General features: G+C 66.6%; 13 protein-coding genes and 1 tRNA gene. 3 read left to right on the forward strand and 11 right to left on the reverse strand.

Annotation, left to right across the window (positions count from 1 at the left end; translation table 11 throughout):
* Together mfd and QZ753_RS12105 are read right to left on the reverse strand one after the other, a co-directional pair.
* A partial coding sequence (mfd, locus tag QZ753_RS12100; RefSeq protein ID WP_294644073.1) for a transcription-repair coupling factor occupies positions 1-3122 on the reverse strand: 3122 nt, incomplete at its 3' end.
* 137 nt (positions 3123-3259) lie between these two features.
* Positions 3260-3556 (reverse strand): succinate dehydrogenase assembly factor 2, encoded by a 297-nt coding sequence (locus QZ753_RS12105; protein ID WP_294644058.1) that lies wholly within the window; start codon positions 3554-3556, stop codon positions 3260-3262.
* Between the two features lie 132 nt (positions 3557-3688).
* Between QZ753_RS12105 and recG the strand changes: the two genes are divergently transcribed.
* Positions 3689-5797, forward strand: a complete 2109-nt coding sequence (gene recG / locus QZ753_RS12110; protein WP_294644060.1) for an ATP-dependent DNA helicase RecG — start codon at positions 3689-3691, stop codon at positions 5795-5797.
* 3 nt (positions 5798-5800) lie between these two features.
* Here recG and glmS read toward each other — a convergent pair whose 3' ends face one another.
* From glmS to QZ753_RS12125, 3 genes are all read right to left on the reverse strand, one after another.
* Positions 5801-7627, reverse strand: a complete 1827-nt coding sequence (gene glmS / locus QZ753_RS12115; protein WP_294644063.1) for a glutamine--fructose-6-phosphate transaminase (isomerizing) — start codon at positions 7625-7627, stop codon at positions 5801-5803.
* A gap of 91 nt (positions 7628-7718) precedes the next feature.
* The gene (glmU, locus tag QZ753_RS12120) at positions 7719-9071 is read right to left on the reverse strand and encodes a bifunctional UDP-N-acetylglucosamine diphosphorylase/glucosamine-1-phosphate N-acetyltransferase GlmU (protein WP_294644066.1); all 1353 of its coding nucleotides are present in this window, start codon (positions 9069-9071) and stop codon (positions 7719-7721) included.
* A gap of 43 nt (positions 9072-9114) precedes the next feature.
* Complete coding sequence (locus QZ753_RS12125; protein ID WP_294644068.1) at positions 9115-9867, reverse strand: cytochrome c biogenesis CcdA family protein; 753 nt, start codon at positions 9865-9867, stop codon at positions 9115-9117.
* Positions 9868-10006: 139 nt separating this feature from the next.
* Here QZ753_RS12125 and QZ753_RS12130 point away from each other — a divergent pair.
* A tRNA-Lys gene (locus QZ753_RS12130) sits at positions 10007-10082 on the forward strand.
* Between the two features lie 46 nt (positions 10083-10128).
* On the opposite strand, the gene QZ753_RS12135 is transcribed toward QZ753_RS12130, so the two are convergent.
* Positions 10129-11007, reverse strand: a complete 879-nt coding sequence (locus QZ753_RS12135) for a sterol desaturase family protein (protein WP_294644069.1) — start codon at positions 11005-11007, stop codon at positions 10129-10131.
* Positions 11008-11169: 162 nt separating this feature from the next.
* Between QZ753_RS12135 and mazG the strand changes: the two genes are divergently transcribed.
* Complete coding sequence (gene mazG / locus QZ753_RS12140) at positions 11170-12048, forward strand: nucleoside triphosphate pyrophosphohydrolase (RefSeq protein WP_294644070.1); 879 nt, start codon at positions 11170-11172, stop codon at positions 12046-12048.
* Positions 12049-12082: 34 nt separating this feature from the next.
* On the opposite strand, the gene hflX is transcribed toward mazG, so the two are convergent.
* From hflX to QZ753_RS12165, 5 genes are all read right to left on the reverse strand, one after another.
* Complete coding sequence (hflX, locus tag QZ753_RS12145) at positions 12083-13453, reverse strand: GTPase HflX (RefSeq protein ID WP_294644074.1); 1371 nt, start codon at positions 13451-13453, stop codon at positions 12083-12085.
* Positions 13454-13498: 45 nt separating this feature from the next.
* Positions 13499-13747 carry an RNA chaperone Hfq gene (gene hfq, locus QZ753_RS12150; protein WP_055885716.1) on the reverse strand — a complete coding sequence of 83 codons (249 nt, stop codon included), beginning with the start codon at positions 13745-13747 and terminating at the stop codon, positions 13499-13501.
* A 183-nt stretch (positions 13748-13930) separates the two neighbouring features.
* Positions 13931-15307 carry a Trk system potassium transporter TrkA gene (gene trkA / locus QZ753_RS12155; RefSeq protein WP_294644075.1) on the reverse strand — a complete coding sequence of 459 codons (1377 nt, stop codon included), beginning with the start codon at positions 15305-15307 and terminating at the stop codon, positions 13931-13933.
* Positions 15308-15326: 19 nt separating this feature from the next.
* Entirely contained in the window at positions 15327-16688 is a 1362-nt protein-coding gene (locus tag QZ753_RS12160) for a sigma-54 dependent transcriptional regulator (RefSeq protein ID WP_294644071.1), read from the reverse strand.
* A partial coding sequence (locus QZ753_RS12165) for a PAS domain-containing sensor histidine kinase (RefSeq protein WP_294644072.1) occupies positions 16688-18828 on the reverse strand: 2141 nt, incomplete at its 5' end. The genes QZ753_RS12160 and QZ753_RS12165, both read right to left, overlap by 1 nt.

Genomic DNA, 18828 nt, shown 5'->3' on the forward strand with positions numbered 1-18828 from the left:
CGGCGGCACAGCGCCTTGATGAAGACGACCTTCAGGAGGTGCTCGACCTCCACCGGCATCGGCCCGAAGCGGTCGATCAGTTCGGCGCCGAAGGCGTCGATCTCGCGCGCTTCGGTCAGGTCCGCCAGGCGCCGGTACAGCGTCATGCGGAGCTGGAGGTCCGGGACGTAGCCCTCCGGGATCATCACGGCCGTGCCGAGCGTGATCTGCGGCGACCACGAGCCGTCGTTCTCGACCTCGACACCCTTCATCTCGGCGACCGCCTCCTCCAGCATCTGCTGGTAGAGTTCGAAGCCGACCTCCTTGATGTGACCGCTCTGCTCGTCGCCGAGGAGATTGCCCGCCCCGCGCTGGTCGAGATCGTGGCTGGCGAGCTGGAAACCGGCACCCAGCGTATCGAGCGACTGCAGCACCTTGAGGCGTCGGTCGGCGCCCGCCGTCGGCGTCTTGTTGGCCGGGATCGTCATCAGGGCATAGGCGCGCTGCTTCGAACGGCCGACGCGTCCGCGCAGCTGGTATAGCTGGGCGAGGCCGAACATGTCCGCCCGGTGAACGATCATCGTGTTGGCCGAAGGAATGTCGAGGCCCGATTCGACGATCGTCGTCGAGAGCAGAACGTCGTACTGCCCCTCGTAGAAGGCGTTCATGATGTCGTCGAGCTCGCCGGACGGCATCTGCCCGTGGGCGATCGCGACCTTCAGCTCCGGCACCTGCTCGTCGAGGAACTCCTTGATGCCCGCTAGGTCGGCCAAGCGCGGCGCGACGTAGAAGCTCTGGCCGCCGCGATAGCGCTCGCGCAGCAGCGTCTCGCGCACCACCAGCGGGTCGAACGGCGCGATGAAGGTGCGTACCGCCATGCGGTCGACCGGGGCGGTCGTGATCAGCGAGAGTTCGCGCACGCCCGTCAGCGCCAGCTGCAGCGTGCGCGGGATCGGCGTCGCCGAGAGCGTCAGGACGTGGATGTCCGACTTCAGCTCCTTCAGCCGCTCCTTGTGCTTGACGCCGAAGTGCTGCTCCTCGTCGATGATGAGGAGGCCGAGCTGCTTGAAGTCGACCGCCTTGCCGAGCAGGGCATGGGTGCCGACGACGATGTCGATCTGCCCTTCCTTCAGGCCCTTCTTCGTCTCGTTGAGTTCCTTGGTCGTCACCAGCCGCGACGCCTGTGCGAGGTTCAGCGGCAGGCCGCGGAAGCGCTCGGAAAAGGTCTTGAAGTGCTGGCGTGCCAGAAGCGTCGTCGGCACCACGACTGCGACCTGAAGGCCGTTCATCGCCGCGATGAAGGCGGCGCGCAGCGCGACCTCGGTCTTGCCGAAGCCGACGTCGCCGCAGACCAGCCGGTCCATCGGCTTGCCGGCCGACAGGTCGTCGGCCACCGCGTCGATCGCGTTCTGCTGGTCCTCGGTTTCCTCGTAAGGGAAGCGCGCCTGGAACTCGCCCCACAGCCCTTCCGGGGGCACGAGCTTCGGCGCGCCGCGCATCTCGCGCTCGGCGGCGATGCGGATGAGACCGCCGGCCATGTCGAGGAGGCGCTTCTTGAGCTTCGCCTTGCGCGCCTGCCAGGCGCCGCCCCCGAGCTTGTCGAGGATCGCCTCGGACCCCTCGCCGCCGTAACGCGACAGAAGCTCGATGTTCTCGACCGGCAGGAACAGCCGGTCGTCGTTGGCGTAGCGCAGTTCCAGGCAGTCGTGCGGCGCGCCGGCCGCCTCGATCTTGCGAAGCCCGACGAAGCGGCCGATGCCATGGTCGACGTGCACGACGATGTCGCCTTCGTCGAGGCCGGTCACCTCGGAAATGAAGTCCGCGCCGCGCTTCTTCTTGCGCCCGCGCCGGACAAGACGGTCGCCGAGGATGTCCTGCTCGCCGACGACGGCGATGCGGTCGGTCTCGAAGCCCGCCTCGATGCCCAGAACCGCCGTCGCGATAATGTTTTTGCCGACTTCGAGCGCGCGGGCATAGCTCTCGACCGGCTTGATGTTGCCCAGGCCATGCTCTTCGACGACCTGGGTCAAGCGCTCGCGCGACCCTTCCGACCATGCGGCGAGGATGACCTGCTTGCCGGCGGCGCGCAGGCGGGAGATGTGGTCGACGGCGACCTTGAAGACATTGACGTCCTCCGCCTGCCGTTCGGCCGCGAAGTTGCGGCCGCGGTGGACGTCGAGGTTCACGACCTCGGTCTGGAAACCCGCGTCGGTGATCGCGTAGGCCGACAGGCGCACGGGATCGGCGCCGGCGATCCGGCCGTTCAGTTCGTCATCGGTGAGGTAGAGTTCCTGCGGACCGAGCGGATTGTAGGGAACCGACCCTGCGCTTGCCTCGGCGATGCCCCGGCGACGCGCCTCGTAATAGTCGAGGACCAGCTTGCGCCGTTCGCCGATCGCCTCCACCACGAGGTGATCGAGAACCATCGGGAAACCGTCGACATAGTCGAACAGCGTCTCGACGCTCTCGTAGAACAGCGGCAGCCAGTGCTCCATGCCGCTGAAGCGGCGGCCATCGCTGATCGATGTGTAGAGCGCATCGTCGCGAGACGGCGCGCCGAAGCGCCGGACATAGTTGGTCCGGAATCGCGAGATGGTCTCTTCCGTCAGCGTGACTTCGGAGACCGGGGCCAGCTCGAAGCTCTTACGCTGGCCGGTGGTGCGCTGGCTGGCCGGATCGAAGCTGCGGATCGATTCCAGCGTGTCGCCGAAGAAATCGAGGCGAAGCGGCTCCTCGTCGCCCGGCGCGAACAGGTCGAGGATGCCGCCGCGCACCGCGAATTCGCCGCGTTCGCGCACTGTCGTCTGACGCTCGAACCCGCCGCGCTGCAGGACGCGGACGATATGGTCCATCGAGATGCGCCCGCTGGCCTTGGCCGAGATCGTCTCGTCCTGCAGAACCTGCAGCGGCGGCATCTTCTGAAGAAGCGCGTTGGCGCTCGTGAGGATGATCGCCCGGTGCGGGTCCCGCCGCAGGGCGCCGATGGCCGACATCGCCGACAGGCGACGCGCGGCGGCTTCCGACGACGGACCGACACGATCGTACGGCAGGCAGTCCCAGGCCGGCAGCGTCAGGACGGGAAGATCCGGCGCGACGAAACGCAGAGCGTCTTCCAGTTCGCCCATTCGGTTGCCGTCGCGCATGACGAAGACGATCGGATTCGAGCCGCCACGGTGGCGCGCGATCTCGGCCAGCAGGAACGGCTCGTAACCGTCGAGCACGTTGCCGATGCGCAGGCTGCCGCCCTTCTTCAGCTGCTTCTGAAGGACCGCCGCCGAACTCACGCCCGCGCCTCGTCGTTCAGCTCGTAATACGATCGGATCCGGCGGAAGACCGGCGTGTCGTAGTTGGCCGGCGTCTCGGACGAGCCGGTCAGCCACGAGAAGAGATCGCGGTCGGGCGCCTCCATGAGGTGCTCGAACACGCCAAGCTCCTCGTCGTCGAGCTTGTCGATCTCGGCGTCGGCGAATCGGCCGAGGACTAGGTCCATCTCGCGCGTGCCCCGGTGCCAGGACCGGAACAGCGCCTTGCGGCGGCGCGGGTCGAGGTCGGAGGAGGATCGCGTCGTGCCGGTCATCGCATCAGCCCGTCTTGTGAACACAGATCGGGCCGGACGCCTGTCGCGCCCTTCCCGCTGCGACCCGATATAGGCGCCGAAGCGGGCGGTGTCAGCCTATGCGAGAGGGAGAACAGACGATAAACACCGCCCATGCGCCCTGCCGAACTCGATCCGCTCTTTGCCTCGGTCGCCACCGTGCCCGGTGTCGGACCCAAACTTTCGAAGCTTCTCGACGGGCTCGTCTCGCCACCGGGCGCGCAGGACGGCGCAAAGGTGCGCGACCTTCTGTTCCACCTGCCGAGCGGCGTCATCGATCGTCGGCGGCGCGAGACGATCCGCGGCGCGCCGGACGGCACGCTGGTGACGCTCGAGGTGCGGATCGATCGCTACATCGTCCCCTCGCGCGAGGCGCGAAACCAACCGACCCGCGTCATCGCCTTCGACGAGACGGACGAGATCGCCCTCACCTACTTCCGCGCCCAGCCGCAATGGCTGGAGAAACTGCTGCCGCTCGGCGAGACGTTGCTCGTCTCGGGCAAGGTCGAGCGCTTCAACGGGCGCGCCTCGATGGTGCACCCCGATTTCGTCGGGCGGGCCGAGGATGCGGCCTCCCTCCCGCTGGTCGAGCCGGTCTATCCGCTCACCGCCGGTCTCTCGGGCAAGGTTCTGCGCCGGAGCGTCGACAGCGCGCTCGAACGGCTTCCGTCGCTGCCCGAATGGATAGAGCCCGGCGTCTTCGCTCGCGAGAGATTTCCGGCATTCACTGACGCACTGACGCAGCTTCATCGTCCAGCTGATCCGAGCGACCTTCAACCCGATAAGCCGACTTACAGACGCTTGGCCTATGACGAACTTCTCGCCAGCCAGATGGCCTTGGCGCTCGCCCGCGAACGGGCGCGGCGTAAGCCCGGTCGATCGCTCGGCGATGACGGAGCGGTTCGGGCGAGGGCTGAGGCGGCGCTTCCCTTCGCGCTGACCGACGGCCAACGGCAGGTGCTCGGCGAAATTCATGCCGATATGGCCAAGCCCGTTCGCATGCTTCGCCTGCTGCAGGGCGACGTCGGCGCCGGCAAGACGGTCGTGGCGCTGCTCGCCATGGCAGCCGCCAAGGAGTCCGGCGCGCAGTCGGCCCTTCTTGCGCCGACCGAGATCCTCGCGCGCCAGCATTTCGCCGGCCTCGCGCGCTTCTGCGAGGCGGCGGGCCTGTCGATCGTGCTTCTGACCGGCCGCGACAATGGACGCGTGCGCACGGCCAAGCTGAACGCGATCGCCAACGGCGAGGCCGACATCGTGGTCGGCACCCATGCCCTCTTCCAGGACGATGTCGCCTACCACGATCTCGGCCTGGTGGTGGTGGACGAGCAGCATCGCTTCGGCGTCCACCAGCGCCTCAGCCTGACGCGCAAGGGCCGCGCGCCCGACCTTCTCGTCATGACCGCCACCCCCATCCCGCGCACCCTCGTGCTCGCCGCCTTCGGCGACATGGACGTCTCGCGCCTTCACGGGAAGCCGGCCGGCCGCAAGCCGATCACCACGGTCGCCATTCCGTTCGAGCGGCTCGACGACATCGTCTCGCGTGCCCGCCAGGCGATCGAGGAAGGCGACAAGCTCTACTGGGTCTGCCCGCTGGTCGAGGAAAGCGACAAGAGCGAACTGACGGCGGCCGAAGAGCGCGCCGAGGTGCTGCGCCAGTTCTTCGGCGACCGGGTCGGCCTCGTTCATGGACGGATGAACGCCGAGGAGAAGGACCGCGTGATGGCCGACTTCAAGTCGGGCGCGACGCGGATCGTCGTCGCCACCACCGTGATCGAGGTCGGCGTCGACGTTCCCGATGCCTCGATCATCGTCATCGAGCATGCCGAACGCTTCGGCCTGTCGCAGCTTCACCAGTTGCGCGGGCGGGTCGGCCGCGGCGAGAAGGCCTCGTCCTGCGTCCTCCTCTACAAGGCGCCGCTCGGCGAAACGGCCAAGGCCCGCCTCGCCGTCATGCGCGAGAGCAACGATGGCTTCCGCATCGCGGAAGAGGACCTGCGCCTGCGTGGTGAAGGCGACCTTCTCGGAACGCGGCAGTCGGGCGTGCAGTCGTTCCGCATCGCCCGGCTGGAGGAGCACGCCAATCTGCTTGAGATCGCGCGCGACGACGCGCGGCTGCTGCTGGCGACCGACAAGGAGCTCGCCTCGCCTCGCGGCCAGGCGATCCGCAATCTCCTCTACCTCTTCGGCAAGGACGACGCGATCCGCCTGCTCCGTGCGGGGTGAGCGCTACTCGACGGTCACGGACTTTGCGAGATTGCGCGGCTGGTCGACGTCCGTGCCCATCTGCACCGCCGTGTGGTAGGCGAGCAGCTGAAGCGGCACGCTGTAGACGATCGGCGTCAGAATCTCCGGCATCTCAGGTAAGAGAATCGTACGGGCGTTGACGCCCTTGCCGGCTTCCGCACCGCGTTCGTCGGTGAAGAGGATGATCCGCCCGCCACGCGCAGCGACCTCCTGCATGTTCGACACCGTCTTCTCGAAGACGCGGTCGTAGGGCGCCACGACGATCACCGGCATCGTCTCGTCGATCAAGGCGATTGGCCCGTGCTTCAGCTCACCCGCTGCATAACCTTCCGCGTGAATGTAGCTGATTTCCTTGAGCTTGAGCGCACCTTCCATCGCTAACGGGAAGGAGAACCCCCGGCCGAGGAACAGCGCATGGCGATAGGTCGCCATCTCGCGCGCCAACGCCTCGATCTCGTGCTCGACATGGAGCGCCGCGTTGACCATGCGCGGCGCCTCGGCCAGCGCCTGCGTCAGTTCCGATTCCTGCTCGGCCGACAGCACGCCGCGCTGGACACCCGCACGAACCGACAGGGCTGCCAGTGCAGTCAGCTGGCAGGTAAAGGCCTTGGTCGACGCGACGCCGATCTCCGGCCCGGCCAACGTCGGCAGTGCGGCATCGGCCTCGCGCGCGATCGTCGACCCTTGCACGTTGACGATCGCCGCCGTTTTCAGCCCTTCGGCCTTGGCGTAGCGCAACGAAGCCAGCGTATCGGCCGTCTCGCCGGACTGCGAAACGAAGAGCGACAGGTCGACGTCGCCAAGCGGGCTCTCCCGGTAGCGGAACTCCGAGGCCACATCGAGATCGCATGCGATCCGACCATAGCGCTCGAAATAGTAGCGGCCGACCATGCCGGCGTAGAAGCCCGTGCCACAGGCGGAAATGGCCATCCGGCGGACGTCGGTGAAGTCGAGTTCGGCGCCGGCGGGGATTCGCGTGCGCCCGGTCGTCATGTCGACGAAGGCTCCGAGCGTGTGCCCGATCACCTCGGGCTGCTCGTAGATTTCCTTCTGCATGAAGTGGCGGTGGTTGCCCTTGTCGACATAGTGCTGCTTGCCGACCGATCGGCGGCGCGGGCGCTCCACCGGACGGTTGTCGGCGTCGAACACCTGGGCGCCTTCGCGGCCGATGATGGCCCAGTCGCCGTCCTCGAGATAGCTCACCTCGTCGGTGAACGGGGAAAGCGCGATGGCATCGGACCCGAGGAACATCTCGCCCTCGCCGTAGCCGATAGCGAGAGGCGGGCCCGAGCGCGCGGCCATGACGGTGGACGGATCGTCCTCGAACATCACGGCGAGCGCGTAGGCGCCGGTGATGGACTTCAGAAGCCGTTCCATCGCCTCGCGCCGACCGGCGCCCTCGCGCCGGAAGCGCGCCAGTAGATGGGCGACGACTTCGGTATCGGTCTGGCTGGCGAAGTGCGCGCCTTCCGCCTGAAGGTCGCGCTTCAGTTCGGCGAAGTTCTCGATGATGCCGTTATGGACGACGGCGACACCGTCGGCAAAATGCGGATGGGCGTTGGGTTCGTTGGGCACGCCATGCGTCGCCCAGCGGGTATGGCCGATGCCGATGGTGCCGCCGAGCGGCTCGTCGGCCAGCCGGGCCTCGAGGTTGCGCAGCTTGCCCTCGGCGCGTCGCCGGTCGAGCCGGCCGCCGTCGAGGGTCGCGACGCCGGCCGAATCGTAGCCTCGGTATTCCAGCCGCTTCAACGCCTCGACGAGGCGGTGCGCCACCGGCTCCCGACTGACGATCCCGATGATGCCGCACATAGCCAAAGCCCTCGATTCGATCCGCCTCGAGCCCTAGCATGGCCGGGCCAAGCGGCACGTTAACGTACCGGTGAAACCTCGACCCGAAAGGTCACGAGCGTCCGGCCTTGCGGGCCGCGTTGCGGGCGTTGATCTCGGCGCCGCGCCCCGCCTTCGTCACCTGCCGGCCGCGACCGATGGCGAGCGCCTCGTCCGGCACGTCCTCCGTGACGACGCTGCCCGATCCCACATAGGCGCCGTCGCCGATCACGAGAGGCGCGACCAGCGATGAGTTCGAGCCGATGAACGCGTCCGCGCCGATCGCGGTCCGATACTTGTTGAAGCCATCGTAGTTGCAGGTGATCGTACCGGCACCGATGTTGGAGCGCGGACCAACGGACGCATCGCCGAGATAGGTCAGGTGGTTCACCTTCGCGCCGGCCGCGAGCTTGGTATTCTTGGTCTCCACGAAATTTCCGACGCGCGCCTTCGCCTCGATCTCCGTGCCCGGCCGGAGGCGCGCGAACGGTCCGATCGAGACATCCGTACCGATCCGGGCGCCTTCGACGTGCGAGAACGCATGGATCACAGTGCCGGTGGCAATCGAGACACCCGGGCCGAAGACGACGTTCGGCTCGACGACGACATCGGGCTCGATCGTCGTGTCCGCCGAGAAGAAGACGGTATGCGGGGCGACCAGCGTGACGCCGGCCGCCATCATCTCGGCGCGGCGGCGTTCCTGGAACAGGTGCTCGATACGGGCGAGATCGGCGCGGGTGTTGACGCCGAGCGTCTCGACCTCGTCGGCGAGCACCACGCGAACGCCGAGACCATCGGCCCGCGCGATCTCTACGACGTCCGTCAGATAGAACTCGCCCTTTGCATTCGCATTGCCGACGCGCTCAAGAAGCGAGAGCGCATGCCGGCCGTCGAGCGCCATTACGCCGCTGTTGCACAGCCGCACGCGCCGCTCTTCCGCTGTCGCGTCCTTGTCCTCGCGGATGGCGAGAAGCTGTCCGCCATCGAGAAGGAGACGTCCGTAGCCGGTCGGATCCGCCGCCTCGAAACCGACGACGCAGACGGCCACGCCATCGGCCAGTTGAAGTCGCGCACGGCGCAGCGTCTCCGCCGACAGGAGCGGCGTGTCTCCGAAGAGGACGAGTACGTCGTCGTAGCCTTCCGAGATCGCCGCGCGCGCCGCGAGCACCGCATGGGCGGTGCCGAGACGTTCCGTCTGCTCGAAGCTTTGAGCGGGATGGCCGAGCGCCTGTCCCAAGGCCGTGACGGCCTCCGCGTCGCGGCCGACGACGAGGGCCACGGCGTCCGATCCCGCATTGGCCGCGCTCGCCAGAACATGCGCGACCAGCGCCCGCCCGGCGACCTCGTGCAGGACCTTGGTCCGGCGTGACTTCATGCGGGTACCCTCGCCGGCAGCAAGGACCACGGAAAGACAGGTTCTCGTCATCGATCGTTCTCCGGCCGGCCGATGGGGCACGGCGTCGATTGGGTCAGCCGATTCGCTGGAATGCGGGGAAGGTTTCGAGAAGCCAGAAGGCCATGGCCTGCATGCCTCCCGTCAGGAACAGGATGCCGGTGAGGACGAGGAGACCACCCATCACCTTCTCGACGGTGCCGAGATGAGACCGGAAGCCCTGCAGCGCGCGCAGGAAGGCGCCCGAGAAGATCGCCGCGAGAAGGAACGGGATGCCGAGCCCCAGCGAGTAGACGGCGAGGAGGCCCGCACCGCTGCCGACGGTCTGCGTCGAACCCGCAACCCCGAGGATCGCACCGAGGACGGGCCCGATGCAGGGCGTCCAGCCGAAGGCGAAGGCGAGGCCCATCGCATAGGCGCCCAGAAGGTTTCCGCGCTCGGAAGGCGCCTGGAACCGCGCCTCGCGCGACAGGAAGGCGATACGGAACACACCCAGGAAATTGAGGCCCATGGCGATGATCGCGAGCCCGGCTATGATGCTCAACCAGTCGAGGTTGGTGCGCAGAAGATAGCCGATCGAACTCGCGCCGGCTCCGAGCGCCACGAACACCGTCGAGAAGCCGAGAACGAAGAAGACCGCCGCCGCGACGATCCGTCCCTGCCCGCGCACGGACGCGCGCGACGTCTGGCGCAGATCGTCCACCGAGACACCTGCCATGTAGCAGAGATACGGCGGCACGAGCGGCAGGACGCAAGGGGACAGGAATGACAGGGCGCCCGCCACGAGCGCGGCCGAGAATGTCGGATCGGGAAGCAAGGGCGTCGGCACTCGTCTCGTGTTGCGGCGGCGATTTGTCCTGTCCTATCGTAGCGGCGAAATGCGGGCAAATGCGGGTTCGGCCGGTTGACCCGCCGGGTCCACCTTTCTATGGTTCGCCAGCTTTCAGCCGCGATCTCGCATCGCGAGCGAGCGCGTAGCTCAGTTGGTAGAGCAACGGACTTTTAATCTGTAGGTCCTGGGTTCGAGTCCCAGCGCGCTCACCACTCCTCCCTTCGCCTTGCGTCAGCGTTTCCGGTCATCACGAAGCGCTCAGGCCGGATCGACACCGATCGTCGGTGCGGCCGGCGCCGGAGCCCTGCGCTTTTTCCAGCGCTTGTAGGACGAACGCTTCAGCGGATGCGTCAATTGACCGAACGCGCCGGGCGCCATCGTGTCGGTCACGCCGAGCGGCGCGTCGCAGGGGCCGGGCACGCGATGAGTGCCGAACCAGACGTCGAACAGCGAGAAGACCGTGGCGTAGTTCGTATGAAAAGCTCGTCGATCGAGCGCATGATGCCACCGATGCATCGCGGGCGAGACGAAGATGCGTCCAAGCGGTCCGTAGGTCCAAGGAAGGTCGGCATGGACGAAATGGCCGTAGTAGTGACGCACCAGCGCATTGGCGACGACCGCGTAGGGCGGGAATCCCATCATGGTCAGAAACGCGCCGTCGATGACCGTCGTCGTGACGCGATTGATCGGATGGAAGCGCGACAGCGTCGTCCACGTCATTTCCGTGTCGCTGTGGTGCACGGCATGTGAAGGCCAGAGCAGCCAGGAATGCTCCAGTCGATGACGCCAGTACCCGATGAAATCGCCGCAGAAGACGGCGACGAACGCTACGAGAAACGGCAGACCGATCGCATCCCACGCGCCGGCCGGAACCAGCTGGAGGCCGTGCGCCGGGGCGAAGTCGTGGAACCACACGACGAAGAAGGCAAGAAGCGGTCCGATCGTCAGGGCGTCGAACAGATGGATGACGAGGTTGGTGCCCATTTCGGGACTGGCGCGGAACGCGTCCGCGACGGCGCGTCGCCGCTTCACCGCAAGAGACAGGGCGACGAATGCGATCGTGGGAAGGATTAGGACGATCATCGCATCGAGGACGGCCGATGCGGCGGCTTCGGATAGAGAGCGTAACGTGTCCATCGACGGGTCCCGGGGGCTGCGAACCTGTCCGCCAAGATGCGCTCGCGAGATTGCGGACTCGCTAAAGCGCTGCCGACGGCGACGCGATCCTCGAAGGCTTGGCTTGCCGGACGAAGTGGTTCAGGAACGGGGCGTCAACGCTCCGCAACCCGGTGTTTTCCCATGCAGCCTTCCCGCGACATCGCTCGGCTCGTCGAGATCATGGCGGCCCTCCGGCAGCCGGAGACGGGCTGCCCCTGGGATGTCGAGCAGACATTCGATTCGATCATCCCCTACACGATCGAGGAAACCTACGAGGTCGTCGACGCCATCGAGCGCCGTGATGCGCAGGACCTGCGCGAGGAACTCGGCGACCTGCTGCTGCAGGTCGTCTACTACGCGCAGATGGCTGGCGAACTCGGTCTCTTCACCTTCGAGGACGTGGTCGAGGGGATCACCACCAAGATGATCCGCCGGCATCCCCACGTCTTCGGCGATGCGGAAGCCCGCTCCGCCCGGTCGGCCAAGGGTCAGTGGGAACGGATCAAGGCGGAAGAGAAGCAGGAGCGGCGCGAAGCGCGGGAGCGAGCCCGCACCGCAACCGCGGCCGAGGGCGCCTCCGGGGAATGGACCCCAAGCCGGGACGAGATGAGCGGCGGGCTGCTCGATTCAGTGCCCGGTGCCCTGCCCGCTCTGGCGCTTTCGCGCAAGATTCAGGAGAAGGCGGCGACGGTCGGTTTCGACTGGACGAAGCCCGAGCCGATCCTCGCAAAGCTGCGGGAGGAGACCGACGAGTTCGAGGCGGCGGCGCGGACGCCGGACCGCGACGCGCAGGAGTCCGAACTCGGCGACATCCTCTTCACCGTGGTCAACCTCGCACGGCGCTACGAGATCGATCCCGACGCTGCCCTGCGCCGCACGACCGCGAAATTCCGGTCGCGATTCGCCGCGATGGAAGCGCAGGCGGCAGCCGACGGGAGGACATTGGGCGGCATGGACCTCTATGAGCAGGAGGCCCTGTGGCAGCGCGCCAAGGGGGCGGAAGTCAAACTGGAGCGCTAGAGGCGGCGGGCTCCAAGCCCACCGCTTTCGCCTGTCAGTCGTCAACCTCTTCCAGCGCCGGCAAGCCCTCGATCTGCACGTCGGGATGCTTGTGCTTCAGCCGAAGGAGGTCCGAGCGCGCCGCCCGTGTCAGGTCGATCGACAACTGGACGCTGCCGTTCTCAAGATCCTCGCGCTCGCGCACGACACTGTTGTCGTAGACCCAAGGCAGGATGCCGAGCGCATCGGCCGGCACCGTCAGCGACACCGGTTCGGCAAGACCCGCGATCCGGCCCTCGATGTCGGCGAGGAGCGCCGACACGTTCTCGCCCGTCAGCGCCGAGACGATGTGAACCGCCTGCCCCCGCGGATGCGACGCGGCCGAGAGTTCCACCTGCGCGCGCGCCTGATCGTCGAGCCGGTCGGCCTTGTTCCAGACCTCGATGACGTGTTCCGGGTCGTCGGCGTCGATCTCGAGATCGGCGAGGATCTTGCGCACGTCCGCGGCCTGCGCCGCCGTGTCCGGGTTGGCGATGTCGCGCACGTGCAAGACGATATCGGCCTCGACCACCTCTTCCAGCGTGGCCCGGAAGGCGGCGACAAGGTGCGTCGGAAGGTCGGAGATAAAGCCGACCGTATCGGAGAAGATGACCTCGGTCCCGTGCGGAAGGTTGATCCGGCGCAGGGTCGGGTCGAGCGTCGCGAAGAGAAGGTCCTTCGCCAGGACCTCCGCGCCCGTCACCTTGTTGAACAGCGTCGACTTGCCGGCATTGGTGTAGCCGACGAGCGCGACGATCGGGTGCGGCGCCTTCTTGCGCTTGGCGCGGTGCAGCGAGCGCGTGCGGCGTACCTGATCGAGCTCCTTCTCCAGGCGCTTGATCTTTTCCTGCAGCTGACGCCGGTCGGACTCGATCTGCGTTTCGCCGGGACCGCCGAGGAAGCCCGCGCCGCCGCGCTGGCGTTCGAGGTGGGTCCACGAGCGAACCAGGCGCCCGCGCTGGTAGTTGAGGTGAGCGAGTTCGACCTGAAGCCGGCCTTCCTTGGTCCGCGCGCGCCGGCCGAAGATCTCGAGGATGAGACCCGTCCGATCGAGAACCTTGGCGTTCAGCTCTTTTTCCAGATTGCGCTGCTGCACGGGCGTCAGCGGATGGTCGACGATCACGAGACCGATCTTCTCGGCCGCGATCAGGCCGGCGAGTTCCTCGACCTTGCCGGAGCCGATGAGCGTCGCGGGCTGGATCTTCGAAACCGGAACGATACCGCGGGCGACGACGTCGAGTTCGATCGCCAGCGCAAGGCCTTCCGCCTCGACCAGCCGCTCCTCGTCACCGCGCCGGACGGCTTCCGACCCATCGTCGGCCGGATTGCGTTGGCGCACGACCGGCACGAAGACGGCGGCTCGCGTGGGAACGCGCTCGTGCTCGATCGGGGTGCGGGGCTCGTGCCCATGTTCTTCGGTGTATTCGGTCAATCAGACCTTCCTGTCCTCGTCCCCGCCGTCGTTCATGTTGACGGGCTGGGACGGCATGATCGTGGAAATGGCGTGCTTGTAGACGAGCTGCGAGTGGCCGTCGCGACGCAGGAGAACGCAGAAATTGTCGAACGAGGTCACGACCCCGGTCAGCTTGACGCCGTTCACGAGGAAGATCGTCAGCGAGATCTTCTGCTTGCGGACGGTGTTGAGGAAGAGATCCTGAAGGTTCTGCGCGCGTTCGGCCATCGGGCTGTCCTGTTCTTGTTCTTGCCGTGCCCGCGCCATCAAGGCGCGAACGGACGGAAATCGCGGTCCACGAGGACGCGCCGCCGCCGAAGGTTGTCCTTCAGCCGGACGACGCGTTCAATACGGCTTGATCGTTCGTGTGGACCGAGACGGAGATAGGTATCGCGGCGTTGCATCGCCACATCAGAAGAACTCGAGGCTGACGCGAAAAAACTGTTCCACTTGCCGCACGGTGTCGGATCGCACGAAGAGGACGACCCGATCCTTCGGCCGAATGCGCGTCTGGCCGGTCGGACGAATGAAGACGCCGTTGCGGGTGATCGCGCCGATTCGCATACCGTCGGGAATGTCGAGATCGCGCAGCGGCTGCCCGACCAGCGGCGACGTCTCGAGCGCCTCGGCTTCGATCGCCTCGGCCATGCCGTTCTGCACCGAATGCACGGCGCGGATGCGGCCCCGCCGGACATGCTGGAGGATGCGCGAGGTCGTGACGGAGCGCGGGTTCAGCACCGCGTCGATGCCGAGGTGCTTCGCAAGATCCTGAAAGGTCGGGCTGTTGATGAGGGCCAGGTTCGACTTCGCGCCGAGGCGCTTGGCCATGGCGGAACTCAGCACGTTGATCTGATCGTCGTTGGTCAGCGAGACCATGAGATCGGCGTCGCCGATCTCGGCCTCCCGCAGGATCGCCGGATCGAGCGCGCTGCCCTGAAGGACGATCGTACGCTTCAGCTTGTCGGCGACGTTGAGCGCTCGGGTCCCATCGGCTTCGACGAGGCGCAGGCGCGATGCGAGGTTGCGGCTCTCCATCTCCATCGCGACCGTCATGCCAACATTGCCGCCGCCGGCGATGACAATACGGCCGACGTCCGGCTCCTCATGGCCGAAGATCGTCAGCGCTCGGCGGACCTGCGACTGCTCGACGATGACGTAGGCGAGATCGCCCGCGTAGAGAATGTCGACGGCGTTGGGAATGAAGATCGCTCCGTCCCGCAGGACGCCGACCACGGTCGCGCCGAGATCCGGAAAAAGCTCGGACAGCTGACCGAGCGGCGTGCCGAGCACCGGGCATTCCTCGCCGCATTCGATCGCGATCAGCGAGATCGCGCCCTCCGAGAACCGTACCGTATCGACCGCGCCCGGCAGAGCGATGCGCCGAAGGACCATCTGCGCGACCTCGACCTCGGGCGAGATCACGACGTCGATCGGCATGTGATCGGTCGAGAAGAGGTCTTGCCAGTGCGGCTGGAGATAGGCCTGGCTGCGGATGCGCGCGATCTTGGTTGGCACGTTAAACAGCGAATGGGCCACCTGGCAGGCGACCATGTTGACCTCGTCGTGAAGCGTCACGGCGATCAGCATGTCGGCCTCCGCCGCGCCGGCCTCCGCCAGCGTATCGGGAAAGGCGCCGTGCCCGACGATGCCCTTGGCGTCGAGGTTCTCGCGGATGTTGGCGATGAGGGCCTGCGACGTATCGATCACCGACACGTCGTTCCTCTCCGCCGAAAGGCTCTCGGCAATGCCGTAGCCGACCTGACCGGCGCCGCAGATCACGATCTTCATGGGCATGACCGGCGTCCGCCTAGATGCCGAGCGACTTCAGCTTCCGGTGCAGCGCGGAGCGTTCCATGCCGACGAACTCGGCCGTGCGCGAGATGTTGCCGCCGAAGCGGTTGATCTGGGCGACGAGATACTCCTTCTCGAACACCTCGCGCGCGTCGCGCAGCGGCAGCGCCAGAATCCGTCCGTCCGACTGGCTCGGCGTCCTTGGCAGCATGTCGCTCACCTCGTGCGGCAGCATGTCGGCGGAAATCGCCTCGGCGCCGTCCTGCCGCGACAGGATCATCAGCCGCTCGATATTGTTGCGAAGCTGCCGAATGTTGCCCGGCCAGTCGCTCGACTGGAGGACGGCCAACGCCTCGGGACTCAGTGCCTTCGGGCGGATGCCCGTCTGCTCACCGATCTGCTTCATGAAGGCGTCGATCAGGATCGGAATGTCGGAACGCCGATCCGCCAGCGGCGGCACCGAAATCGGCACCACCGCGAGGCGGTGGAACAGATCCTCGCGGAACGAGCCTTCGGCCATCAGCGATTCCAGATTCTGCGACGTCGAGGAGATGATGCGCACGTCGACCTTGACGCGCTTGGCGCCGCCGACGCGCTCGAATGTCTGCTCGGTCAGGACGCGCAAAATCTTGTTCTGCGTCTCGCGCGGCATGTCGCCGACCTCGTCGAGATAGAGAACGCCGCCATGCGCTTCCTCCAGCGCCCCGACCTTGCGCTCCATGCCGGGCGGCGTTTCGGTGCCGAAGAGTTCGACCTCCATTCGATCCGGCGTGATGGCCGCCGCATTCAAAGCGATGAACGGCCCCTTGGCGCGCGCCGAGGCCGCATGGATCGCACGCGCGACCATCTCCTTTCCGGAGCCGGAGGGTCCGAGGATCATCACGCGGCTGTTGGTCGGCGCGACGCGCTCGATCGTCGCGCGCAGCTGGTTCATCGGGTGCGACTTGCCGAGGAGATCCGGCGAATCGCTCGACCGGCGCTTCAGCTCCGAGACCTCGCGCTTCAGCTTCGATGTCTCCAACGCGCGTTCGGCGATGAGCACCAGACGGTCGGCCTTGAAGGGCTTTTCGATGTAATCGTAGGCACCGCGCCGGATGGCCGAAACGGCGGTCTCGATATTGCCGTGGCCAGAAATCATGACGACCGGGACTTCCGGATGCTGCGCGCGGATCGCGTCGAGGACGTCCAGCCCGTCGAGGCGGCTGCCCTGCAGCCAGATGTCGAGGAAGATCAGGCGGGGCACGCGGTCGGCGATCGCCTGCAGCGCCGCGTCCGAATTGCTCGCCATGCGCGTCTCGTAGCCCTCGTCGTCGAGAAGGCCGGCGACGAGCTCGCGGATGTCGGCTTCGTCGTCAACGATGAGGATATCCGCTGCCATCAGTGTTCACCGTATTCTTCTGAGTTCGTCGTCGGGGCGGTCTTGGACGTGTCGTCGGCTGGAAGGCGGATGCGGACCAGGGCGCCGTGGTCGAAGTTCGGCGCGTCGTCGAGCGCGATCGTGCCGCCGTGCTCCTCCACGATCTTGCGCACGATCGCGAGACCGAGCCCCGTCCCCTTTTCGCGGGTCGTCATATAGGGCTCGAGAAGGCGATCTCGATCCTCCTTCGGGAAGCCGAGGCCATTATCTTCGATCTCCACGACGTTCGTTCCATCGATCTGGAACGCGCGGACCACGATGCGGCCCGCTTGGTTCTCCATCGGCTCCATCGCCTCGACGGCGTTCTTCACGAGATTGCCAAAGGCCTGCGATAGGAGGCGGAGGTCGTAGGAGCCCATCAGCGGCCTGTCGCCGAACTCACCCTCGATCGTGATGCCTTGCGCGGCGAGCTCGCGCATGAAGACGGCTTCCCGCAGCGCCTCGCGCAGGTCCCGGTCCTCCAGCGTCGGCTTCGGCATGCGCGCGAACTGCGAGAACTCGTCCACCATGCGCCCGATGTCGGCGACCTGCCGGATGATGGTGTCGACGCAGCGGTCGAAAATCTCGCGATCGGTCTCGATGAACTTGCCGTAGCGACGACGGATGCGCTCGGCCGAAAGTTGGATCGGGGTCAGCGGGTTCTTGATCTCGTGCGCGATGCGCCGTGCGACGTCAGCCCAGGCCGAGGAACGCTGGGCATCGACGAGATCGGTGATGTCGTCGATCGTGACGACGCTCGCGCTGACGCCGGCCTCCTCCTCCTCGGATGTCACGCGCACGTCGAGCGTCCGCTCGCGGTCGCGCACCCGCTGCTTGATCTGCTCCTGATGCTCGCGGCGGCGCGAATGGCGGGCCGCGGCGTAGACCTCGCTGAGGGCCGGCAGCACCTCCTCCAGCGGCCGCCCGACGACGTCGGCGCCGCGGATCGACAGGATGTGCTCGGCCGACGGGTTCAGCATCGAAATCTCGCCGCGCCGGTCGACGCCCATGACGCCCGCCGTGACGCCCGACAGCACCGCCTCGGTAAAGCGTCGGCGCTCGTCGATCACGTCCTTCGCGTTGACCAGCTCGTGCCGCTGGCTGCGAAGCTGGCGGATCATGTTGTTGAACGTGTTGGAGAGGGAACCGACGTCGCCATCCGACACGCGCACCGGCACCGAAACGCCGAGATTGCCCTCGCTGACCTCGTCGGCGGCCGAGATGAGAAGACGGATCGGCCGCACCAGACGGTCTGCTACCCCGATGCCGGTCCAGATGGCCGACAGGAGGACGATCAACGTGATGCCGAGATAGAGAAGCGCGAACGCGATCTGCAGGCCGAAGCGGTTGTCGGCAAGACTGGAATATTCCGCCGTGCGCTCGCGCATCAGCCGCAGCGCGCCGATGACCTCGGGGTCCACGACCCGGATCGTGTAGAGATAGACATCGCCGAATTCGCGCAGGCGCATCACCGCACCGACGAGGTTCGTAACGCCCGGCGGGATGAAGACGAGGTTTCCCTGGGATGCCTGCTGGAGCGCGTCCGCCGGCGGCACCGGCAGCGGGCGCTCGACGGGAATGTCTGCTCTCAGGAACGGCGAACCGTCGCCGTTCAGGAGTTGCGCCCCGAGCAGCGAGCGTCCCCGCGCCTGCTCCGTCAGAAGGTCCTGAAACCCCGTCCGGTCGAGACTGAAAAGCTGTCGCTGTCCCCGCAGTTCCTGCGCCATCGAGAGCGTCGAGCCCTGAAGATTGCGCGCGTTCTCGTTGACGTAGGCTTCGGCGACGTTGATCGACGAGTCGATGATGGTGCGGGTCCGAATCTCGAACCAGCGATCGAGGCCAAGATCGAGCGTGATGCCCGCCACGATCGCTACGAGCAGCGCGGGCAGTGCCGCGACGATCGAGAAGAGCAGCACGATGCGCACATGAAGACGGGACGCCGCTTTGCCGTGGCGTCGGGCCTTCGTCATTCGCACGACCTCGCGTGCGATCAGGACGCAAAGCAGCAGAACGAAGACGCCGTTGACGACGGTCGCGGTCTTCACCACCGCGGCGGTCGGTGCGATCGGCGTCAGACCCATGAGGACGACGAAGGAAATCGCGCCCGTCACCAGCGCACCGA

Origin of the sequence: uncultured Aureimonas sp. (genome assembly GCF_913775355.1) — a bacterium.
Classification (GTDB): Bacteria; Pseudomonadota; Alphaproteobacteria; order Rhizobiales; family Rhizobiaceae; genus Aureimonas.